This window comes from Terrabacter sp. P5_B1 (assembly GCF_056400505.1).
Window position 1 is genome coordinate 1 of the sequence record NZ_JBFULD010000396.1, and the last position, 3,426, is coordinate 3,426.

4 protein-coding genes are annotated in these 3,426 nt (G+C 71.6%); 3 read left to right on the forward strand and 1 reads right to left on the reverse strand.

Translation table 11 applies throughout. The annotated features are described in order from the left end of the window. Positions 1 to 1,200, reverse strand: a 1,200-nt coding sequence (locus AC1DP0_RS19820) for an MFS transporter (RefSeq protein ID WP_478087895.1), incomplete at its 3' end; no start/stop codon positions are given. Positions 1,201 to 1,333: 133 nt separating this feature from the next. Between AC1DP0_RS19820 and AC1DP0_RS19825 the strand changes: the two genes are divergently transcribed. The 3 genes from AC1DP0_RS19825 to AC1DP0_RS19835 all read left to right on the forward strand — a co-directional run bounded on the left by AC1DP0_RS19825 (position 1,334) and on the right by AC1DP0_RS19835 (position 3,292). After that, entirely contained in the window at positions 1,334 to 1,870 is a 537-nt protein-coding gene (locus AC1DP0_RS19825) for a MarR family winged helix-turn-helix transcriptional regulator (protein ID WP_478087897.1), read from the forward strand. Positions 1,871 to 1,963: 93 nt separating this feature from the next. Beyond that, a complete protein-coding gene (locus AC1DP0_RS19830; protein WP_478087899.1) occupies positions 1,964 to 3,067 on the forward strand; it encodes a VOC family protein in 1,104 nt (367 codons plus the stop codon). Positions 3,068 to 3,133: 66 nt separating this feature from the next. Next, a complete protein-coding gene (locus AC1DP0_RS19835) occupies positions 3,134 to 3,292 on the forward strand; it encodes a hypothetical protein (protein ID WP_478087901.1) in 159 nt (52 codons plus the stop codon). Positions 3,293 to 3,426 lie beyond the last annotated feature (134 nt).

Genomic DNA, 3,426 nt, shown 5'->3' on the forward strand with positions numbered 1-3,426 from the left:
GTCACGCAGGGCGGCGCGCAGGCGCCACGCGCCGTAGACGGCGGCCAGGCTGATCGCCAGGTGCAGGGCGAGGAAACCGTTCGCGAGGCCCATGCCGAGCAGGGCGCCGGCCACGAGCGGGCCGAGGGCCGAGAAGGTCGTCTGGATCGCGGTGAAGGTGCCGAGCGTCGTGCCGACGAGGCCCTGGGGGGCGAGGCTCGCGGTGAGCGGGTTGAGCACCGGGGCGTACATCGTCTCGCCGACGGCGAAGATGCCGAACGTCGTGACGAAGAGCGCCGAGGCGATCTCGGGCGCCAGCTGGGCTGCCGACAGCACGACCCACGAGAGGGTCCAGACGGCGCCCACGACCATGAGCAGGCTGGCAGCGTTGCGACGTGCAGTGACGCGGACGACGACGACCTGGAGCGCCACGATGACGAGGCAGTTCACGGCGGCGGCGAGGCCGATCGCCGACTCGTGGACGTCGAGGACCGTCAGGGCGTAGGCGGGAAGTCCCGACTCGAACTGGGCGTAGAAGCCGAGCGCGAGCGCCACGGTGACGAGCGCCGTCCAGCGCAGCGCGCGCACCGCGAAGATGCGGCGCAGGGCTTCCGTCGTGCCGATCCGCGCCTCGGCCTCACCGGCGGCCAGTTCGGGGGCGGCCTCGCTCGGCGCGCCGATGCCGGCGACGTGGATGAGCACGGCGGAGATCGTGAAGCCCGCGCCGGCGGCGACGAACGCGAAGGTCATCCCGTCGGCGCGCGAGAGGTCGACGAGCTGGCCCGCGACGAAGGCGCCGACCGCCATGCCGATGGCCTCGGCCGTGAACTTGTAGGCGAAGACCTTGCGGCGGTCGTCGCTCCCGGCCCAGCGCAGCACGAGGACCGACGCAGCCGGGCCGGCCGCGGTCAGCCCGAAGCCGAAGACGAACATGCCGACGAGGAAGGCCGGGGCCGACTGGGCCCAGACCAGACCGCCGACGCCGACGGCGGCGAGCAGCTTGGCCACGACGGCGACGGTGACGGGGTTGAAGCGGTCGCTGAGCCGCCCGGCGAAGGGTGCGGCGACGAGGGCGCCGACGGAGAAGAGCGTGCTGGCCAGAGCGGCCGTGAGGGCGCCCCAGCCGCGGGTGTTGGCCGCATACGCGTACTGGTACGGCAGCACGGTGCCCCATCCGAGCATGCCGATGGACGACGCGAGGATGAGCAGCTTGGTGCGCATGGGTTTCACACCCTTTCGGGGATGGGGGAGGCGGACCGGGGGGTCAACGCAACTTCGGCATCGAATATTTCGTCATCGAAGTTCGAGATCGAAATAGTAGCAGCCGGCGCGGTCGGTGCGACAATGCCTTTCCATGGCAGCGAAGCGACGACAGACCGCCCAGCAGGAGCACGCCGCCGACGTCGCGACCTACGTCGCCGCCGGCGGCGAGGAGTCGGTGCAGCGCGTCATCACTGCCGTGTATGCCGTGACGAAGAAGCTCGACCAGTGGTACGTCCGGCAGTTCGCCGACCTCGACCTGACCCAGGGGGAGTGGGCGGTGCTCGCGGCCCTCGCGCGTGCCGACGAGACGTGCCTGACCCCGAGCCAGCTCGCCGACCTCTCGAACGTCGCGCCGTCGTCGATGACGCACCGTCTCGACAAGATGGCCGGACGTGGGCTGCTCCAGCGGCGCCCCGACGAGTCCAACCGCACCCGGACGCTCGTCTCGCTGACCAAGGACGGGTGGGCGCTCTTCAGCGCCGCCGTCCGGGAGTCCAACGTCGTCGAGGGCGACACGCTTCGTGGCCTGTCCGACACCGAGCGGCACGAGCTGGCCCGGCTCCTCGACATCGTCATCGCCGGCCTCGACGACATCGACGCCGAACCGACCCAGCCGCCCCAGGCGTAGGAGGCTTGGCCAGTGCCGGGCATGACAAAGGTCGGACCTGATTGGCGGACCGTCGATGGTGTTGGGACGGCATGGTTCGAGGCGCCTTCGCTGATGGCGGGGGCCGCGCTGGCCGGGCGCGTCGTGGAGCTGTTGCCCGGGATCGTGGTCGACCTGCGCACGACCGGGCTGCGCGTGCGCCTCGACTCAGAGAGGCACGCCGAGGTGGTTTCGGAGGCTGCTCTGGCTCTCGGCCTGACGGCGAACCCTGCCGTGCTGCAGAACCTGGGCGTCGTGTTCGAGTCCGGCAATCCGCTTGCGGTGAGGCACTTCTGGCAGCGCGTGCTCGACTACGCGCCTGCGGGAGACGGCGATCTGAAGGATCCGTTGGGGCGCGACCCCGCGATACGGATCCGGCAGTCGAGCGAGCCACGGCCGTTGCGCAACCGCATCCATCTCGACGTGGTGCGGCCCGCGCCGGCGGTCGAGCGGGCGAGCCTCGGTGAGGCGTCGGGCCCGTTCGGGGTCTGTCACACCGACCCCGACGGCAACGAGGTCGACCTGGTACCSGGCGCGGAGCTCGCCGAGGGGACGGCGACTGCCGACTGGCAGGCGGTGTTCAGCGCGATGGCGTGCTACCGCGTCACCTCTGCGAAGCAGCAGCGTGACCTGACCGTCGCTGCAGCGGCGCTGTCCGACGACACGGGCTTCCCGCTGGTCGTCGACCTGCGCCCCGGACTCGTGGTCATCGACAGCGGCAAGGACCAGTGGGACGCCGACGCCCACGGCCTCGAGGGCGACTTCACCGACCTCGCCGGACGACTTCAGACAGCTGCGCGCGAGCTCGGGGCCACTGCGGATCCGGGGCTGCCGCGCTTCGTTCAGCTCTTCCTCGACGCCGCCGACGTCGCGGCGGTCCGCGCGTTCTGGGTGGCCGCCCTCGGCTACACCCGGGATCGGCGACCGGGGGTCAGCGACATCCACGATCCGCGGTGGCTGAACCCGGTGCTGGTGTTCCAAGGGCTCGATGCTTCTGAGACGGAGCGGCGGCGGCAGCGCAACCGCATCCACGTCGAGCTCGCTGTGCCGTCGGACCTCGCGCAGACGCGCCTCGCCACGGCTGTCGCGGCTGGCGGCGGGCTCCTGGACGCGTCGGAGGGGCGCTGGCGGGTCGCCGACCCCGAGGGCAACGAGATCGTGATCGTCAGCGGAGGCTGAGGCCTGCTCGTCCGCGCGGCCACCTGAACGCGTTTGCGGGAGGCGATGGCGGGGCACGACGTAGACATGCGTCTACGCGACCACAACAAGGGAGACCTGGCCCTCACGGCCCTGACCCTGACCGTCGCCGCGGCGGCAGCCGCCAGTGAAGCCGCCCGCTGGGCAGCGCGCCGGCAGCGCCGACGACAGGATTCCGCGCACGGGCGGCGCCCCACGTCGAAGTAGTGGGGCCAGCCGGTAGGCGCCGACGACATCGACGCCTCAACGGTCCGGGCGTAGCGTCGCCGGCATGAACCCCCACGGGCAGCCGGTCGCCCTCGTCACCGGAACCTCCTCGGGCATGGGCCTGCACACCGCGG